At 41.3% G+C, this 1,377-nt stretch carries 1 pseudogene; it reads left to right on the forward strand.

Annotated features, from left to right (window positions below):
- Positions 1-1,377: pseudogene (locus OVN23_RS08430) on the forward strand (YSIRK signal domain/LPXTG anchor domain surface protein); the annotation flags it as partial.

Raw genomic sequence — 1,377 nt, forward strand, 5'->3', positions numbered from 1 at the left:
CACCAGACAGTGTTACAGCATACAATAATAAAGTAAATGAAGCGCAAAATGATATAACGCAAGCGCAAGCAGCGGCGCAAGCAGTAGCAGATAAAGGTGATAATGCAACAGCAACAGAAGTATCAGATGCACAAGCGAAGGTAACCGCAGCACAAGAGAAATTAGACGAAGCTAAGAAACTGTTAGTAGCTGTAGAAAACAAATCAGGCTTAACAACAGCTAAAGATGAATTAGCAGCAGCGATAGCAGCAAATGCAGACAAAGTGGACAAACCACAAAGCAAAGTAACAGCGTACGAAACAGCTAAGCAAGACGCAGAAACAGCTAAGCAAGACGCAGAAACTGTAATTGGAGATGGCAATGCGACAGCAGAACAAGTAAGAACTGCATTAAATAAAGTAGAAGCAGCTAAAACGAAATTAGAAAACGCAACAACAGCGTTGAACAATGCAGCAACAACGCCAGCTAAGGACAAATTATCAAAAGAAGCAGCGGCATTAGACAATAGAGCAGATACAACAAACAAAACACCAAACAGTGTTACAGCATACAATAATAAAGTAGCTGAAGCGCAAAATGATATAACGCAAGCGAAAGCAGCGGCGCAAGCAGTAGCAGAGAAAGGTGATAATGCAACAGCAACAGAAGTATCAGATGCACAAGCGAAGGTAACCGCAGCACAAGAGAAATTAGACGAAGCTAAGAAACTGTTAGTAGCTGTAGAAAACAAATCAGGCTTAACAACAGCTAAAGATGAATTAGCAGCAGCGATAGCAGCAAATGCAGACAAAGTGGACAAACCACAAAGCAAAGTAACAGCGTACGAAACAGCTAAGCAAGACGCAGAAACAGCTAAGCAAGACGCAGAAACTGTAATTGGAGATGGCAATGCGACAGCAGAACAAGTAAGAACTGCATTAAATAAAGTAGAAGCAGCTAAAACGAAATTAGAAAACGCAACAACAGCGTTGAACAATGCAGCAACAACGCCAGCTAAGGACAAATTATCAAAAGAAGCAGCGGCATTAGACAATAGAGCAGATACAACAAACAAAACACCAAACAGTGTTACAGCATACAATAATAAAGTAGCTGAAGCGCAAAATGATATAACGCAAGCGAAAGCAGCGGCGCAAGCAGTAGCAGAGAAAGGTGATAATGCAACAGCAACAGAAGTATCAGAAGCACAAGCGAAGGTTACAGAAGCACAACGCAAGTTAGACGAAGCGAAAGCTGAGTTAGTTAATAACGCAAGCCAAGCAGGAGCAGGAAACAACGTAAACAAACCAGCAGATAAAGTATTAGTAGACCCAGCTAAAGGAATAGATGAAGCTACTAAGAAAGCAATCGAAGAAAACGTTAAAGAAGTTAACCCAG

The sequence above is a fragment of the Streptococcus sp. Marseille-Q6488 genome (assembly GCF_946902925.1).
Lineage (GTDB): Bacteria > Bacillota > Bacilli > Lactobacillales > Streptococcaceae > Streptococcus.